Below are 18,209 nucleotides of genomic sequence, written 5' to 3'. Positions count from 1 at the left end.
AAAATGAAATTGAAAGTTTCGAAATTGAAACTACCATCATAGGGAAGACAGCGAGTTCAAGCGTGCAAAACAGCGGCTCTCCCTCCGCATGCGGCCCAAACAACGCCCATGCCTGCCGAAAAAAACCGGCACAAGAATAAACAAGGAAGGGCAGCGACCTTATTGAATGCACGCCTGATTCTTTTCAATCAGCAACGCTTAAATAAATATGCTTTACTTGCACCATCCACAGCAGGGATGCATCAACACAACAACACGGCCCAAGCCACGCCGGAGAAACCAGGGATGACGACTTACTCATCCTTCAATGAATTCTGAGAAACAAGCGGCACTCACAACCTATTCGGAGATCTTCAAATGGCCACCACCCCAACCCCAGCCCAAGTTCCTGCCAGCACCAGTGGTGCAGCAAGCATAATCGCCGCGCAAGCAGGCAATCCAGCTGCGGTGCCGCCTGCCCAAGCCGCCGCCAAAGCGCAAAGCAATCAGCGCAAGCTGCTCGACGAAGACGAGCTGGAGCAAGGTGCGGATGCGGGCCAATCGATGCCACCGGAAAACGTGGTCGAAGTGATCGGCGAAGCGGGCATGGGCATGTCCGGTGCCGCGCTGGCAGGCACGGCTGCCGCCATCGCGGCCGCAGCGGCCGCCGGTGGCAGCGGTGCCGGCGAAGCGGCTGGCCAGGCAGGCGGCGATGGCACGGGCAATAGCGGTGGCGCGGCAGCCATCCCCAGCGGAAACGTGGTCGACGTCGCCGGCAGCAGCACCCTGACCGGCGCCGGCACAGGCGGTTTTGGCTCCATCAGCGGCCTGGGCGCCTTGGGTGCGCTGGGCGGCATCGGTTTGATCGCCGCCGCGGCAACCGGTGGCAGCAGCGCCGCGGCAGCAGGCATTGGCGGCGGCACCGGCGGTGGCACCGGAGGTACTGGCGGCGGCACCGGAGGTACCGGTGGCACGGGTGGTACCGGCGGTACCGGTGGCAACACCGGCGGCGGTGTCGGCGGCCAGGGCGATGGCAGCTCCACCTTTATCGTCACCGGCGCCGCCATCGCCGCCGCCACGGCGGCACTGGCCGCCGCCAACACCGCGCAAGCCGCGGACGCCGCTGCGGCAACCGCCGCCAGCAATGCGGCGGCAACACAGGCGGTCGCCAATGCGGCCGTGCTGGCCGACCAGCAAGCTGCGCAGGCACAAGCCGCCGCAACGCAGGCGCAAGCGGCCGCCACGGCAGCAGCGGCCGCCGACGCGGCAGCGCCCGTCACCGCCGCCACCGCCGCCGCCTCGCAAGCGGCCGCACAAAACGCGGTCGCCGCCGACAATGCGGCAGCTGCCGCCAACAATACTGCCGCCGCATCCCAAGCAACCGCCAATGCCGCACAAAATGCCGATGCGGCGGTCGGCACCACCACCCAGGCGGCGAACGCCGCAGCAGCCGCACAGGCGGCCGCCGCCGCGCAAGCCAACCTCAGCGATGCGCAAGCGCTGCAGGCAGCGTCCAACAGCGCCGCCGCGGCGGCCGCCGCCGCCAACCAGCAAGCCAGCCTCAGCGATGCACAGGCGCTGGCCGTGAATGCCAACGATGACGCCGCCAACGCCGCCAACACGGCCGCGCTGGCCAATGCCTCCGACGCCAATGCGCTGGCCACGGCGGCCGCCGCTGCCGCCGCACAAGCCGACAACGCCGCCGCCATTGCCGGCCAGACCGATGCCGCCGCCCTGAGTGCAAACGCCGACACGGCCACCGCGCAAGCGGGCGCGGCCCAGGCGCAAGCCAACGCCACCGATGCCGGCGCGCTGCAGCAAGCGGCCAACGCCGCGCAAGCCAACGCCCAAGCGGCAGCCACGCAAGCGGCCGCCACCGATGCCGCCGCCCTGAACGCAGCGGCGGCCGCCGCCGCACAAAACGCCGCCAGCGCCACCGCTGTGGCCAACCAGACCGATGCCGCCGCGCTGGGGCAAGCCTCGAACAACGCCGCCGCGCAAGCGGCCGCCGCCCAGGCGCAAGCCGATGCCACCGATGCGCCGGCACTGGCCGTGGCGGCCAACGCCGCCGCCAATGCCGCCATCGCCGCCAATGTTGCGGCACAGACGGATGCCGACGCCCTCGGCGCCGCCGCCGCGGCGGCCGCCGCGCAAGCGGCCAGCGCCAATGCCATTGCCAACCAGACCGACGCCGCCGCGCTGCAAATCGCTTCCGACGCCGCCCAGGCCGCTGCCGCAGCGGCCGCAGCGCAAGCGGCCGCCACCGATGCCACCGTGCTGGGCCAGGCCGCCACCGCCGCCAATGCGGCCGCCCAGGCCGCCGCCGCCCTGGCCAACCAGACCGACGCCGCCGCACTGGGCGCCGCGTCAAACGCCGCCACGCAAGCGGCCAACAACGCGGCCACCCTGGCCAATCAGACCGATGCGGCCGCACTGCAAGCCGCCTCCGACGCCGCCCAGGCCGCTGCCGCAGCGGCCGCCACGCAGGCGGCCGCCACCGACGCCACCGTGCTGGGCCAGGCATCGAATGTTGCCGCCGCCGCCGCGCTGGCCGCCGCCACCCTGGCCAATGCCACCGACGCCGCCGTGCTGACCGGCATCTCGACCGCCGACGACCAGCTGGCCGCCGCCGCCCTGGCGCTGGCCAACGCCACCGATGCGGCCGCCTTGCAGCTTGCCTACGACGCCGCCCAGCTCGCAGCGACCAACGCCGCGACGGTGGCCGCCGCCACCGACACCGACGCCCTCAACCAGGCCGCCAACGCCGCCAATGCGCTGTCCGCCAACGCCGTCACCCTGGCCAACGCCACCGATGCAGGCCTGCTGGCCGCTGCCGCCGCCACCACCGCGCAAACGGCCAGCAACGCCGCCACCCTGGCCGGCGCCACCGACGCCACCGCGCTGGGCCTGGTGTCCGATGCGGCCGCCGCCACTGCCGCCAACGCACAGACGCTGGCCGACGCCACCGACGCCGCCGCCCTGGCGCTGGCGTCCGGCGCGGCGGCCGTCACCGCCGCCAACGCACAGACACTGGCCGACGCCACCGACGCCGCCGTGCTGGCCACGGCCGCCGCCACCGCCGCCAATGCGGCCGCCACCGCGCAAAAGCTGGCCGACGCCACCAATGCGGCCGCCCTGCAAATCACCTCCGATGCGGCCGCCGCCGTGGCGCAAGGCGCCGCCACCCAGGCCGGCCTGACCGACGCCGCCGCGCTGGCCATCGTCTCGGGCAACGACGCCGCCGCCGCGCTGGCCGCGCAGACGCTGGCCGACGCCACCGACGCCAACGCGCTGCAAGCCGCCTCGAACACGGCCGCTTCCGTCGCGGCCAACGCGCAGACGGTGGCCGACATGACCGATGTCCCCACGTTGCAGGCTGCCTATGATGCGGCCGCCGCCAATGCCGCCACCGCCAATGCGAATGCCGCCGGCATCAACCTGAATGCGGACATCAGCGCCGCCAACGCCAGCTCCCTGGCCGCGATTGCCGCCCAACTGACGGCCAGCCAGGCCAATGTCGCCGACCTGACCGTCATCGTCAACAATCTGCAGGTGCTGGCCGATGCGGCCGACGCCCTGGCTGACGCCACCGACGCCAATGTGCTGGGCCTGGTCTCGGCCGCCGACGCCATCACCGCGCAAAACCTGCAGGCAATCGCCGACGCGACCGACGCCGCGGCGCTGGCCGCCATTGCGGCACAGGCGGTCAGCGATGCCGAAACCGCCGCCCTGCTGGCCGGGGTCGACCTGAGCGCGGTGAGCGCCGCCGCCGCCGCCGCCGCATCGGCCGTCGCCGCCGCCGATGCGCTGGGCGTGATTTCCACCGCCGACGCCGTGGCCGCCGCCGCCGCCGTGGTGCTGGCCGGGCAAACCGACGCCACGCTGCTGGGCGCGACGTCGGCCACGCTGGCCGCCGCCGCGCAAGCCACCGCCAACCTGACCGACGCCGTGACGCTGGGCACGGCCTACACCGCCGCAGCAGCTGCGGCCACGGCCGCCCAGGCTGCCGCCGACGCCAGCGACGCCGTCGCGCTCGGGTTGATTTCGACGGCCGACGCCGCCACCGCCAATGCGCTGGAGACCATCGCCAACCTGACCGACGCCACCGCGCTGGGCGTGACCTCGACCACCGATGCCGCGCTGGCCGCCACCGCCCAGGCCACCGCCAGCCTGACCGACGCCGTCGCGCTGGGCGTGATCTCGACCGCCGCCGCCACCGCGTCCACCGCCGCCACCAACCTGGCCAACCTGACCGACGCTGTTGCGCTGGGCACGGTCTCGACCGCCGCCACGGCCGCAGCCAATGCCGCGCAGGCGACCGCCAACCTGACCGACGCCGCCGCGCTGGGCCTGATCGCCACCGCCGATGCGGCGCTGGCCGCCACGGCCCAGGCCACCGCCAACCTGACCGACGCCGTCGCCCTGAACCTGGTCTCGACAGCCGCCAATACGGCCGCCGCCGCCGCCCAGGCGACGGCCAACCTGACCGATGCCGTCGCACTGGGCACGATCTCGACCGCCGCCACGCAGGCGGCCAATGCGGCCGCCGCCACCGCCAACCTGACCGACGCCGTCGCGTTGGGCCTGGTGTCGACGGTCAACGCGGCCACGGCGGCGACCTTGCAGAACACGGCCAACCTGACCGACGCCGCCGCGCTGCAACTGATTGCGACCGCCGACGCGGCCGCCGTCACCACCACCAATGCGCTGGCCGCGGTGCTCGATGCCGTGGTGCTGGGCACCGCGCACACGCTGGACGCCACCGCAGCCCTGCTGGCGACCACGGTGGCCGCCCTGACCGACGCCGCCGCCTTGACCGTCACCGCCAACAATGACGCTGCCGCCGCTGCCGCCGCTGCCGCCTACTCGGCCTCGCGGCCGCTCGACGTGGTCGCTGCCCTGGCCGCCACGGTGGCCGCCACCACCGCCACTTTGTCGCGCGCCGCCGCCGATGGGGCCATTGCCGACGACGCCAATGCCGCGACCGCGGTCGCCAGGTCGGCCGCCTCGCTGGCGCTGCTCAACCAGGCGATAGCGGCCGATAACGCCGCCACTGCCGCCGCTGCGCAAGCGGCGCTGTCGCAGGCCGCCGCACAAACCGCGCTGGCCGACGACGCCGCCGCCGCCGCCGCCGCCACCGTGGCGGCCACTTCGCTGGCCGCCACCCAGGCCGCGCAGGCCGCCGATGCGGCGGCCGCATCGACCGCCGCCACCGCCGCCAATGCGCTGAGCGCCTTGAATGCCGCCCTGGCCGCCGACGCCGCCGCCGTCTCGACCGCCGCCAACGCCGTGCTGGCCAATGCCGCCACCGCCGCCGCCGTGGCCGATGACGCCGCCGCCGCACTGGCCGCCACCACGGCCGCCGCCTCGCAGGCGGCCGCCAGCGCCGCCCAGCAGGCCGATGCGGCCGCCGCCAGCGCGGTGACCATCGCCAACAATGCCATCGCCGCCCTGAACAGCGCGCTGGCCGACGATGCCGCCGCAGCGAACGCCGCAATCAACGCCGCCAACACGCTGGCCGCCACCAATGCCGCCATCGCCGCCGATACGGCCGCCGCCGTCGCCGCGAATGTCGCCGCGCTGTCGGCCGCCGCCACGGCAGCGGCCCAGGCCGACGACCTGGCCGCCGCCACCGCCGCCACGGTAGCCGGCCTGTCGCTGGCCGTCACGCAGGCGGCGCAGGCGCTGGACGCCACCGCCGCCGCCGCCGTGGTCACCGCCAACAACGCGCTGGCGGCCCTGAACGCGGCCCTCGCCGCCGATGCCGCCGTCGCCACCACCGCCGCCACGGCGGCGGCCTCGCTGCTGGCCACCACCAATGCCCAGGCGGACGACGCCGCAGCTGCCGCCGCGGCGACAGCCGCCGTGCTTGCGCAAAACGCCGCCGACGCCGCACTGCTGCTTGATGGCGCCGCCGCCTTCATCGCCGCCGCTGCCGCCACGGCGCTGGCGCAAGCCAATGCGGCGCTCAATGACGACAATGCCGCCGCCACGGCGCTGGCGCAAGCCAATGCGGCGCTCAATGACGACAATGCCGCCGCCAATGCCGCACACGTCGCAGGTATCTCGCTGGCCGCCACGCTGGCGGCGCTGAACGACGACGCCGCCGCCGTCGTCGCCAACACGGCGCTGAATGCGGCGATCGGCGACCTGAACATTGCCGTCGCCGCCGACGCCAATGCCCTCAGCCTGCAAAGCGTGGCCGACGCCGACGCGCTGGTGGTGATCAATTCGCGCTCCGCCGTCGACGCCGCCAACCAGGCCAATGCCGATGCCGCCGCCGCGCTGGCCGCCTTGAACGCCGCGCAGGCCGACGATGCCGCCGCTGCTGCAGCCGCCACCGCCGCCGCAGCAGCGCTGGTGGCCGCCAATGCGGCGCAAGCGGACGACCTGGCAGCGGCAGCCGCCGCCGCCCAGGCCGCCATTTCGGCCGCCGCCACCGCCGCCGCGCAAAGCGACGATGCGGCCGCCGCCACCGCCGCCACGGCCGCCGCCGCCGCGCTGGCCGCGCTGAACACGGCCCTGGCCGACGACGCCGCCGCCGTCACCGCGCAGGCGGCCGCCGTGGCCGCGCAAGCGGCTGCGACCAACGCACAGAACGACGACGCGGCGGCGCTGGCCGCCGCCGCACTGGCGCTGGCCGCCACTACCGCCGCCAACGCCGCCGCCGCCCTCACCGCCTACAACAATGCGCTGGCCAACGACGCAGCGGCAGCCACTGCAGCCGCCGCCGACGCCGTGGCCCAGGCGGCGCTGCAGGCGGCGCTGGCCGACGACGCAGCGGCAAGTGCGGCACAAGCCGCCGCCGCCATCGCGCAGGCCGCGGCAACGGCGGCGCAAAACGACGATGCGGCCGCCGCCGCCGCTGCCGCCAGCGCAGGCGCCGCCCTGGTCGCGCTGAACGCCGCGCTGGCCGATGACGCGGCCGCCGCCAACGCCGCGGCGATTGCCGCCACGGCTGCCACCGCCGCAGCCGCTGCCACCGCCGACGACGTGGCTGCCGCTGCCGCCGCTGCCGCTGCCGCAGTGGCGCTGGCCGCCGCCACCGCCGCGCAAAACGACGATGCCGCCGCCGCCCAGGCTGCGGCAGACGCCGCCGCCGCGCTCACCGCGCTCAACGCCGCCCTGGCGGCTGACGCGGCCGCCGTCAGCACGGCCACTGCCGCCGTGGCCGCCGCCGCCGCGCAAGCGGCCTTGAATGACGATGCCGCCGCACTCACAGCCGCCACACTGGCAGCCAATGCGCTGGCCGCCGCCACCGGTGCGCAAAACGATGACGCCGCGGCCGCCCAGGCCGCACTGGCCGCCGCCGCCGCGCTGGCCGCGCTCAATGCCGCCTTGGCCGACGACGCCATCGCCGCCACCGCCGCCACCAATGCGGCGCTGGCCGCCGCCGCCGCCCAGGCGGCGCAAGCCGACGACACGGCCGCCCTGGCCGCTGCCGCCAACGCCGCTGCGGCAGTCGCCGCCGCCACCGCCGCGCAAAACGACGACGCTGCCGCGCAAGCGGCCGCCGCCAACGCCGCCGCCGCCCTGGCCGCCCTGAATGCGGCGCTGGCCGACGACGCCACCGCCGCGCAGGCAACCGCTGTCGCCGCCGTGGCCGCCGCCGCCGCACAAGCGGCGCAAAACGACGATGCGGCCGCCCTGGCCGCCGCCGCAGCAGCGGCCAATGCCGTCGCTGCCGCCGCGGCTGCGCAAAACGACGATGCCGCCGCCGCCCAGGCCGCCGCCAACGCCGCCGCCGCCCTGGCCGCCCTGAACGCGGCGCTGGCCGCCGATACAGCCGCCGCCAATGCGGCCCAGGCAGCGCTGGTGGCAGCCAGCGCGGCACAGGCGGCGCAAGCCGCCGATACGGCCGCCCTGGCCGCTGCCGCCCAAGCGGCGCAGGCCGCCGCCACGCTCGCCGCCGCGCAAAACGACGACGCCGCCGCGCAAGCGGCCGCCGCCAATGCCGCCGCCGCCCTGGCCGCCTACAATGCGGCCTTGGCCGACGACGCCAGCGCCGCCGCCGCCGTGCAATTCGCCGCACAGGCCCAGGCCAGCGCCCAGGCCGCGCAAGCGGACGATGACGCCGCCGCGCAAGCGGCCGCACAGGCCGTCATTGCGCAGGCCGCCGCCACCGCGGCGCAAAACGATGACGCCGCCGTGGCCGCGCGCGACGCCGCCCTGGCCGATGACGCCAATGCGGCAGCCACCGCCAATGCCGCCAGCGCCGCGCTGGCCGCTGCCAGCGCCGCACAGACGGCCGATGCCGCCGCAGCGGCGGCCGCGATCCAGGCCGCCAACTCGCAGGCGGCGCTGCAAGCCGCGCTGGCCGACGATGCGGCAGCCGCCGTCGCCAGCCAGAATGCCGCCGCCGCCCTGGCGGCGTATAACGCGGCCCAAGCCGATGATGCCGCCGCCGTGCAGGCGCTGGCGGCCTACGACGCGGCGCAAGCGGCGATGCTGCAGGCGATCACCGTGGCGGCGCAAACCGACGCCGGCGCGCTGGGCGCCATCGCCGCCAGCGATGCGCAAACGGCGGCCGGCCTGCAATCGATCGCCGACCAGACCGACGCCAGTGCCCTGACCCTGCAAGCGCAGGCTGACGCGGCAGCGGCCACCGCCGCCGCCAACGCGGCGCAAGCGACCGACGCGCAAGCCCTGAGCGTGGCGGCCGATGCGGCCATCGCCAGCGCACTGCAAGTGCAGGCAACGGCCGACCTGACGGACGCCGCATCGCTGACAGTGGCCGCCAATGCCAGTGCGGCGACGGCGGCTGCGGCGCAAGCCCAGGCCGACCTGACCGACGCGGCGCAGCTGTTCACCTTGAGCCAGCTGGCACAGCACAGCCCGCAGATCCTGTCCGACTTCCAGGGCGGCCTGCCGGCCGCCGGCGGCGACGTGATCGACATGTCGGCGATTGCCGACCTGACGGCGTCGGTGGCGGTCGGCGTGTCGCTGGGCACCGACTTCGGCAACGACAACATCTTCATTTTCAATGAAACGGCGGTGTCGATCGGTGCGGCGGCCAGCGCGATTGCGGCCGACAACAGCGTGCTGTCGGGCCAGGGTTATATCGTGATCCGCGATATCGACAATGGCGGCGCGGTGACGGTCTACCACTCGAGCGACCTGAGTTCGGCGCAGTCGCTCGATACGGCGCTGGTATTGCTCAGCAACGTCAATATCACGCAACTGACGGCGGCCAACTTCATCGTCTGATCGCGGCGATCGGCAGTCGCAGGCGGGGGCGCCGGCAGCCCCCGCCATCTCTTGAATCCGCAGGCACCCAAGGGCCAGAAAGACGCAATGAGATTACCTGTTTTACCAGTTTCGACCACAGGCCGCGCCTCCCCGCGCGGCTTCCCGACCTGTCTCGTGGCCGTGCTGGCCGCCGCGAGCCTGGCCTTCACCTCCCCTTGCGCGCAGGCGCAAAGCGCCACCGCCTGGAGCTTCGACCAGGTGCTGCGGCAAGCGCTGCAAAGCCACCCCGCGATCCAGGGCAAACGCTCCGTGCAGGCCGCCGCGCGGGCCGACCTCGATGGCGCGCAGTGGCAGCGCTTTCCCAGCCTGTCGGCCGAAGTGCCGACCGGCTCGCAGGAAACCGGCGGCGTGGTGCGCATCGACCAGCCGCTGTGGAGCGGCGGACGGATCGACGCCGGTATCGATGCGGCGGGCAGCCGGGTCGACGCGGCCGGCGCCGGCATCGAGGAAGAACGCCTGACCTTGTCACTGCGCGTGATCGCGGCCTACACCGAAGCGCTGCGCCAGACGGCGCGCGTGCAGGTGGCCCAGACCGGCATGGCCGAACACGACCGCCTGCTCGACATGATACGGCGCCGCGTGGAGCAGTCGGTCAGCTCGCAAACCGACCAGCGCCTGGCCGAATCGCGCGCCTATCAGGCCGCCAATGACGTGTCGAACGCGCGCCAGGCGCTGGCCAATGCGCTGGCGCAGCTGTCGCAGCTGGCCGGCAAACCGGTGCGCATCGTCACCCCGGCCGGCATCGGCGTGGGCGAGCCGCTGCCGGACGCCAACCTGGAACGCGTGATGCGCCAGGCCGTGGCCTATTCGCCGACCCTGCGCCGGCTCGACTTCGAGGCGCAGGCGGCCGACTCCGAGATCGCCCTGCAGCGTTCGGCCTACATGCCGAAGGTGCTGCTGCGCGTGGAAAAACCCACCGGCGGCATCAACGCCGACAACCGCACGCGCGCCATGCTGGTGCTGCAGGCGCAGCCGGGCGCGGGCCTGTCGGCCAAGGCCGGCGTCGACGCCGCCGTGGCGCGGCGCGAAGGCGCCCGCTCGGCCCACGACGCGGCCGAACGCGACGTGCGCGAACGCTTCACCATCGACTGGAACGAGGCCGAATCCAGCCGCGAGCGCCTGGGCAATGCGGGCGAATCGAGCACCACCTCGACCCAGGTGTTCGAATCGTATGCGCGCCAGTACGTGATCGGCCGCAAGAGCTGGAACGACGTGCTCAACGCCGTGCGCGAAGCCACGCAGGCGCAGTTCGTGCTGGAAGACACGCGCGCCCAGGCGATCGCCGCCAGCCTGCGCCTGGCGGCGCAAACCGGCACCCTGGCCGGCCGCACCGCGCCATCCAACTGAACACATGCATCAAGGAGACAGCATGGACACTTCCATCAAACACGGCCTGCTGCCACTGGTCGACCAGGCGGCGCGGCTTACCGGCCAGCACCTGGCCGCCGCCCGCCTGGCCGACCTGCAGCGCCAGCTGGACCACCTGGACGAAGACGGCGGCGCCGCGGCGGTATTGAGCCAGGTCTGGCAGGCGGCCGGCCTGGAAGGCGCGGCGCGCCTGCTGCACGATCCGACGCCGGGCGAGCTGCCCTTCGCCATCCATAGCGACAGTACCGGCTGGGGCCTGCTGCAGGCGCGCGCCGGCGACGGCGCCTGGCGCGGCGAAGGCATGGATGGCCGCCCTTTGCTGCTGGCGTCGCTGGCCGGCCTGGCCTGCGTGGGCCTGCCAAGGCGCAACGCCCAGGGCGCCGGCAAGCTCGGCGCCCTGGACCTGGTGCGGCGCGCGCTGTGGCTGAAAAAAAGCGTGTTTGTCGACGCCGTGCTGGCGACCGCCATCGTCACCCTGCTGACCATGGCCACTTCCCTGTTTTCGATGCAGGTCTACGACCGCGTGATTCCGAACCAGAGCTTTTCCACCTTGTGGGTGCTGGTGGTGGGCGTGGCGCTGTCGATCGGCCTGGAATTCATCCTCAAGCAGGTGCGCAGCCGCATCGTCGACCACTCGTGCAACGAGGTCGATCATGAATTGTCGGAGTGGTTTTTCCAGCGCATGCTGGGCATCCGCATGGAAGTGCGTCCAGCCTCGGTGGGCACCCTGGCGGCGCAGGTGAAAGGCTTTGAAATGGTGCGCGGCGTGCTGACCTCCACCTCGCTGTTCGTGCTGACCGACGTGCCGTTCGCGCTGCTGTTTTTGATCATGATCACCATCATCGGCGGCTGGCTGGTGGTGGTGCCGCTGGTGGCGCTGCCGCTGGCCCTGGTGTGCGGACTGATGTTCCAGCGCGCCATCCAGGCGCATACGCGCAACAACCTCAATGCCAGCAACCGCAAGGCCGGCCTGCTGGTCGAAGCGGTCGACGGCGTCGAAACCCTCAAGGGCAGCAGCGCCGAATGGATGATGCAGGCGCGCTGGGGCGAACTGGTGGCCGAGACCAGCCACGCGGAGCAGAATATCCGCGACTACGCGGCCCTGTCGCAAAACATCACGGCCGGCTTCCAGCAGCTGACGAACGTGGCCCTGATCTCGATGGGCGCCTGGTTCGTGGCCGAAAACCAGATGACCATGGGCGCGCTGATGGCCTGCACCATCATCAGCAACCGCGCCCTGATGCCGATCGTGCAGCTGCCCGCCGTGATGGTGCAATGGGCGCATGCGCGCGCCGCCATCGACGGCCTGGAACAGGTGATCAGCCTGCCCAATGAAGCGGACAACGCGGCCCATGCGCTGACGCCGCGCGGCCTGGACAAGGGCCTGCGCTTCGAACGCATCCGCTTTTCCTACGGCGGCGCGCAGAAGGTGGCGCTGGAGATCGATGCGCTGGCGATACGCCCCGGCGAAAAAGTCGGCCTGGTGGGCGCCATCGGTTCCGGCAAGAGCACCCTGCTCAAACTCGCTTCGGGCCTGTTCCAGCCGTCCGAAGGCAAAGTGTACCTGGGCGATGTCGACATGGCCCTGCTGGCGCCGCCGGTGGTACGTGAAATGATCGGCTACCTGCCGCAGGATACGCGGCTGTTCAGCGGTACCCTGCGCGACAATCTATTATTGGGCCTGGCCGATCCTGGCGAGGAAGCTATTTTGGCGGCCGCCCGGCGCACGGGCCTGATCGACCTGATCACCGGCCAGCCGCGCGGCCTGGCGTTGGCCATTACCGAAGGGGGGCGCGGCGTGTCGGGCGGCCAGCGCCAGCTGATCGCGGTCACGCGCATGCTGCTGGCGAAACCGAAGATCTGGCTGCTGGACGAGCCGACCGGCGCGATGGACGCCAAGACCGAAGCGCGCATCGTGGCCCTGCTCGGTGAATTGTCGGCCGAAGGCGTGACGATGGTCGCCACCACCCACAAGAACGCCCTGCTGCCCTTGCTGGACCGGCTGGTGGTGCTGCAGGCCGGCCGCGTGCTGCTGGACGGCCCGCGCGACGCGGTGCTGGCCAAACTGTCGGGAAAACCGCAGGTGGTACCGGCTTCCCCGGCGCCCGCCCCCGTCGTTGTACAAGGAGCCGTGGCATGAACAACCTGAATCGGGTCACGAAAATCGAGGTCAAGAAAGAGGCCAGGCGGGGCCGCACGCTGATCTGGACCTGCAGCATCGCCCTGCTGGGCGTGATCGGCTGGGCCTCGTGGGCGGAACTGGACCAGGTAACGCGCGCCAACGGCCAGGTGATCGCCAGCTCGCGCAACCAGATCATCCAGGTGGCCGACGGCGGCGTGCTGGCCGAATTGCGCGTGCACGAGGGCAGCATCGTCAAGCGCGGCGCCCTGCTGGCACGATTCGACCGCACGCGGGCCGAATCGAGCTACCTGGAAAGCACGGCCAAGGCGGCCGGCCTGAAGGCGGCCGTGGCGCGCCTGCAGGCCGAAGTATTTGGCGGCACGCCGAAGTTCCCGCCGGAACTGCAGGATTTTCCCGAGTTCCGCGCCAACCAGCTGGCCCTGTTCGGCAAGCGCCAGGGAGCGGTACAGGCGGAAGTGAGCGCTTTAGGCAGCAGCATGCAGTTGATCAAGGAAGAGCTGGAAATGAACTTGCCGCTGCTGGAAACGGGCGACGTGAGCCGTGCCGAAATATTGAAACTCAAGCGCCAGGTGGTCGACATCCAGGCGCAGATCACGAACCGCCGCAACAAGTATCTGCAAGAATCCCAGACCGACCTGGTGAAAGCCCAGGAAGACCTGGCCAGCGTGCTGCAGACGGTCACCCAGCGCAAGGAGCAGCTCGGTTCGACCGATATCTACGCGCCTACCGGCGGCATCGTGCGCAACGTCAGGCTCACCACCCTGGGCGGCGTGGCCAAGCCCGGCGAAGAGATCCTGCAGATCGTGGCCACCGACGACGACCTGATCATCGAGGCGAAGGTGAAGCCGGCCGATATCGCCTTTATCAAGCCGGGCCTGCCCACCGCCGTGAAACTGGACGCCTACGACTACGCCATCTACGGCCGCCTGCGCGGCACCGTCAGCTATATCAGCGCCGATACCCTCAGCGAAGACAACAAGGGCAACGAACAACCCTACTATCGCGTGCAGATCAAGACCAGCGGGCGCAATCTGATGGGCAAGAACGGCGAACCGATCCTGATCCAGCCCGGCATGACGGCCACGGTGGAAATCAACACGGGCCGCAAGACGGTGCTGCGTTATCTGACGAAACCGATCACCAAGACGTTTTCGGAGTCGCTGGGGGAACGCTAGTCCCACTTGCGCCACCGCAAACAAGCACTAACTGAGCCACTGCAAGCAGCCGCCATCGCCCTACACTGTGTTTCCCAGCAGCATGGAACACAGGCGCGGCGATGGCATATCCGAAGATTCCCTATGTGACCGGCAGCGAACAGGCGCTGCTGCAGTGTGGACGTCCACCGCAGCAACTGGCGCATGTACGCGTGCGGCGCGAGCTGCCCGGCAATGTGATCGTGATCCACGGCGTCAACGATGTGGGCACCAGCTTCGAGGCGATTGAAAAGGGACTGTGCCAGGGGCTCGATGCGCGCCTGTATGGCATGCGTGAAGGCGGGCCGGCGATCTTGCGCCCCGCAGTCTGGCGCATGCCGCAGCCAGGCGACAAGGACAAGCTGGAGCCGGACCCGGATGCGATCTACTTCAGGCGCCATCTGGTCGATACCACCAACAGCCCGGTGATCCCGTTTTACTGGGGCTTCCGGGAGCGCAGCAATGCGGCCAAGGTCGTCAATGGCCAGAACACCGACCGCCACGGCAACCGGCTCGACAAGGACATGTCGAAAAATGGCGGCCCCTTCGGCAACGCCACCAATACCCTGCCCGACATGTGGAACAAGGGTCTGTATTCGCCGCTCGACGTGGGCGGCGATCCGGTGCGGCCATTGATGACGGCGCCGGGACGCATGTACATGGTGCTGGCCGCCAGGCGCCTGGCGGCCCTGATCGCCATGATCCGCGACTACGACAGCAACGAAGTGGTCTCCATCGTCGCGCACAGCCAGGGCTGCCTGATTTCGCTGCTGGCGCAAGCATTTTTGCTGGACGAAGGCAAGCGGCCGGCCGATACCCTGATCCTCACGCATCCGCCCTACAGCCTGGTGGAAGAGACCACCATGTTTTTCGGCACCATCGAAACAAGCCGAATCTTTGGCGGCGGCCAGGACCCGGCGATGGAAGGCAAATATGACGCCATCAACAACCGCCAGACTTTCCATGCCCGCCTGCAGACCTTGGTGAATATCGTGCAGGGCGTGGTCGCGAAAAAGCACGCCACGCCCGCCTTCGGCCAGATCAAGGACGATACGCTGTGCCACGGCATGGCAGGCGCACCGTGGAAAGCCGAGGCGGACCGCGACAACCGCGGCAAGGTGTATCTGTACTTCTGCCCGGAAGACATGACGGTCGCGCTGGACAATATGCAGGGCATCGGCTGGCAGGGCGTGCCCGATCACTTGGGCGGCAACCGCCTGTCGACGACAAAAGGCAAGAAGGAAAAAAGCATCTGGGGCGACGGCCCCACCTACTGGGAAAAGGAATATCAGCGCCGCCAGCCTTTGCGGGAGCTGGGCGCGGGATTTTACCAGCGCGTGTTTACCGCCAAACGGCGCCTCGATCCGGCAAAGAAAACCACCGGCCCGGTGCTGGTCGGCCTGCCGCCGCACGATTTCGCCCTGCGCCTCGATGGCGAGGACGACCACGCCCATGTGGCCGGCGCCAACCGGGGTCATCGCGCCAGCCACGACGAGGCCCGGTGGCCGCCCGTCCCGCCCGGCAAATGGAATATCTTTTCGACCGAAGCGGGCCGGCGTGAAGGCCTGCGCACCATCAACGGCGAAGCGCTGAACGTGCCCACGGCCGCCGTGCTCGATGGCGGAGAACTGCGTCCCGGCCAGTTCCCCGCCGACTCAAGCCAGACCACGCTGCCGCGCAAGGAGCAAGGCCCGTGCGAAGAAGTCGACCCGATCGACGCCGCCATCGCCGTGACCAGCGGCCAGGGCTTGCGCAAGCTTCCGAGAGAAGTCGTCACGGATCCTCGTGCCGAGCCTGACCGGAAAGCAGTACATGACTATGGCCCTTTCAGCCCGGCTGCGCACAAACAGGTGGAGCAAGCACTCAATCTGGGCAAGACGCCAGGAGACTGGCGCAAGCTCGAACGTGTCGCGCGCTACCCGTACGGCGGCGACCAGCTGTATATCGATCCCCTGGAAACGCCCAATGCGGCGCGCAAGCGCTGGCAGCATGAAATCAGCCCCAAGTCCTTCCACGGCGCGATTATCGGCAACGCGGAAAATCATTGCCATGTGACCGCGTATGACGTGGCGATTGGCGGCGGCAAAGCAAGCAGTGATCCCAAGTTTTACCGGTATTTGTGTGCGGTGGCGGATTGGCGGTTGCAAAAAAATATCAAAGTACTTGAACGTCCATCGATATTGAGATGGAAAGTTTTTCTCGCGCAATTTGCCCCCTATTGGGCCACAGAGCCTTCGGCACGCAAAGAACTTATTGAGGGGAATGCTCACTACTATAGCTCTGGAGAATTACCTACGTGCATTCCGGCTCTGCAAGCGGGTTTGCCGTCCACAGTAGTGTGCGAAACGGTCAATGGGCGACGCACAGAATCTGTGCTCCCTCCTCTCGGCCGACGGGCCATCAACGATAGTCCAAAATGAAAAACATGCCATCCATCCCCATGCCGTTCTTAGAGGACCATACGATGACCAGCCGGACAGGGAAGTACCTTCAATCGCTCTTGCTGATACCGCCTATTGTTGCCGCAAGCTTGCTCGGCACGCGCTGGTTCAATCAGCAGAGCCCGGCCCCAGCAGCCAAGCCGATCACCCAAGCAGCACCCGTCAGCGAGCAATCCCGGCGCGAGTATGTACTGGAGGTAATCGGCATGGGCGTGACGCTGGATAAATATCGTCAGGGCAAACTATGGGAAGCCCTGCAAAAGGGAAACCCGCATGCCAGCATACGCGAGCAGGATATTCAAAAATATACATGGGATGAAATGGAAAGATCGGGCATTGCTGGTGGCCGTGGTGGCGACACGCTGGAAAATGGTGCACGGGAGACCCCCATGTATTTTGGCGTGCCCGTGTTTAATGCCGAGCCGTCCATTCATGATACGGACATGCTGGATACACCCGATTCTCCCACAATAGGCCTGGCTGCTGGCGCCGCCCCCTCCGGCCTGCACTGGCATCTGTTTCTCGCGGGCGCACGCCGCTTTGGCGAATATCCTGACCGTATCCTTGGAGATGTATTTGCCTTTTTCGATGCCAACCCCGATGTGCCTTACATCGTGCTCAATTCCGAGGACAGCATGTCCACGCGCGACTTGTACCGTCCTGATGGATCACCATCGCTGGTCAGGAACGGCTATTACATCCCCGAAATGCCAGATGCCTCTGCCCTGTTCGTGCTGGCCCGGCGCGAGCGCATCGATGCCGTGCGCAAGTTTGCGTTTGACGATGCGCCGCCCGAGGACAGTGTCGACGACCTCAACAACTACGGCGTGGCGCGGCGACTGTATCTTGCTTATGATGAATTGACACGTAAAGTCCCGGTATCGAACGCCGGTTCATCCGTTGGACGCGTACCCACCATCGAAGAATGGCTGCCCGTCGCCGCCCAGTTCGCCCGCCGTACCGATATTCGCGGCACCGGCAGCTTCAGCCGGCTCGACAAGCTGCATGGCCGCAATTACCACCCGCCGAAGGACTGGCAGCCGACGCCCTGGTTTCCGATGCCTTTCAACCGTGAACAGCTGGCCCAGCTGGACCGCCTGCCCACCCTGGGCTTTATCCACCGCCCCACCTTCGTGACAATGGTCGACGCGGACGGCAAGCTCCTGACGCGCCGCGACCAGCGCGAACAGGCTTTGCAGGCGGGCTGGCGGGAAGCGCTGCGCAGCCTGCCCGAGACAGAACGGCCGGCGGCGCCGGCACGCCTGGTGGCCGCCACCGGCGGCGACACGCAACAGTTAATCACGCTGCACAGGACCTTGATGAAGCACGCAGAAGATGGCGGCACCGAACTCGACAGCGGCAACCCCGCACAGTGGATCGACACCGACCGGCGTCTCGGCAACACGGGTGCGGCTACCTGGTTCGTGCAAATCGCCATCGGCTTGATGGGCAGCTACCGCGATGGCGGCGTCAGCGCGGCGGTCAACCTGCGCAACCCTCGGGAAGCGTCCATCGTGCTGGTCAGTCCGCCGCCGGAGGAAAAACGCCGCACACAACAGCACCCGAACGGCGGCGACGTGTTTGGCCACCATGGCACGCCGGCCATCGATCCGGCGAATTATCCGGCGAATTAGTCAGTTTCAGAAGGTGACGCAACAGCCGCTGTAGCAAAACGGGCACATCGCGTGCCTGCAATCTCATAAGCTTCAGCCAGCGGGTGAGACATCGCCTCCAGCTTGATACTTGTGGTCGATAAAGATGGGCTACACTTGTCGTGAAGAACGCTAAAATAGCGTCCCTCACTTCATCGGTTAATCCGAGGATACTCACGTCCCT

The 18,209-nt window shown here is 69.5% G+C and carries 7 protein-coding genes; all 7 read left to right on the top strand.

Annotated elements, in window-relative coordinates; translation table 11 throughout:
* Window positions 1–108 precede the first annotated feature (108 nt).
* The 7 genes from ACP7B7_RS06870 to ACP7B7_RS06840 all read left to right on the top strand — a co-directional run bounded on the left by ACP7B7_RS06870 (window position 109) and on the right by ACP7B7_RS06840 (window position 18,007).
* Window positions 109–318 (top strand): hypothetical protein, encoded by a 210-nt coding sequence (locus tag ACP7B7_RS06870; RefSeq protein ID WP_426076145.1) that lies wholly within the window; start codon window positions 109–111, stop codon window positions 316–318.
* A 39-nt stretch (window positions 319–357) separates the two neighbouring features.
* Entirely contained in the window at window positions 358–9,186 is an 8,829-nt protein-coding gene (locus ACP7B7_RS06865; RefSeq protein WP_426076144.1) for a hypothetical protein, read from the top strand.
* A gap of 87 nt (window positions 9,187–9,273) precedes the next feature.
* Window positions 9,274–10,575 (top strand): TolC family protein, encoded by a 1,302-nt coding sequence (locus ACP7B7_RS06860; protein ID WP_426076143.1) that lies wholly within the window; start codon window positions 9,274–9,276, stop codon window positions 10,573–10,575.
* A 22-nt stretch (window positions 10,576–10,597) separates the two neighbouring features.
* The gene (locus ACP7B7_RS06855) at window positions 10,598–12,736 is read left to right on the top strand and encodes an ATP-binding cassette domain-containing protein (RefSeq protein ID WP_426076142.1); all 2,139 of its coding nucleotides are present in this window, start codon (window positions 10,598–10,600) and stop codon (window positions 12,734–12,736) included.
* Complete coding sequence (locus tag ACP7B7_RS06850; protein WP_426076141.1) at window positions 12,733–13,914, top strand: HlyD family efflux transporter periplasmic adaptor subunit; 1,182 nt, start codon at window positions 12,733–12,735, stop codon at window positions 13,912–13,914. Before ACP7B7_RS06855 ends, ACP7B7_RS06850 begins: the two co-directional genes overlap by 4 nt.
* A gap of 101 nt (window positions 13,915–14,015) precedes the next feature.
* Complete coding sequence (locus ACP7B7_RS06845) at window positions 14,016–16,352, top strand: T6SS effector phospholipase Tle3 domain-containing protein (RefSeq protein ID WP_426076140.1); 2,337 nt, start codon at window positions 14,016–14,018, stop codon at window positions 16,350–16,352.
* Window positions 16,349–18,007: a type VI lipase adapter Tla3 domain-containing protein gene (locus ACP7B7_RS06840; RefSeq protein WP_426076139.1), complete on the top strand. Its 1,659-nt coding sequence runs from the start codon at window positions 16,349–16,351 to the stop codon at window positions 18,005–18,007. The genes ACP7B7_RS06845 and ACP7B7_RS06840 overlap by 4 nt, the downstream gene beginning before the upstream one ends.
* The last annotated feature ends 202 nt before the right edge of the window (window positions 18,008–18,209 follow it).

Source organism: Janthinobacterium sp. PSPC3-1, from assembly GCF_049896105.1.
GTDB lineage: Bacteria > Pseudomonadota > Gammaproteobacteria > Burkholderiales > Burkholderiaceae_D > Janthinobacterium.
The sequence above is the reverse complement of the archived record's forward strand: the minus strand, read 5'-3'. Positions and strand labels throughout refer to the sequence as shown.